Genomic DNA, 507 nt, shown 5'->3' with positions numbered 1-507 from the left:
GCGTATGGTGGCGATGCTGGCGGCTTTGTTCGTCCTGATGGGGATGGTGGGCGGCTGGCAGGCGGCAGACAGATTTATACGCGGCGTCGGCCGGGATTGGAAACGCTGGCTGCTGATTTTCCTGCCCACCCCTGTTTTTGCGAGCCAATTGTGGCTGTTTGTCTGGTCGCCCGTCAACGGGGAGGGCGTGAATGTGGCAATGGGCTATTTTCTGTTTCCGCTGGCTATGATGTTGTGCGGGCGGATTTGGTTTAAAGAACGCCTCAACCGACTGCAAACGACGGCAGTCATGCTGGCGTGCGCCGGCGTGGCGTGGGAATGGCTGCGGATGGGGGCGTTTTCGTGGGCGACGGTGTGGGTGTTCGGCACTTATCCTGTGTATTACCTGCTGCGGCGAAGGTTGGGCGTGCCGCCCTTGGTCGGGCTGACGCTGGATTTGATGGTGATTGTGCCGTGTGCGCTGGTGTATATCGTATTTTTTACGGATACGTTAGGTTTGATTGCCGA

The 507-nt window shown here is 58.4% G+C and carries 1 protein-coding gene; it reads left to right on the top strand.

The genetic code is table 11. The features are described from left to right. A partial coding sequence (locus tag ACTHUM_RS18820; RefSeq protein ID WP_440403801.1) for an EamA family transporter occupies positions 1-507 on the top strand: 507 nt, incomplete at both ends.

The sequence above is a fragment of the Neisseria sp. P0021.S006 genome (assembly GCF_051956895.1).
The sequence above is the reverse complement of the archived record's forward strand: the minus strand, read 5'-3'. Positions and strand labels throughout refer to the sequence as shown.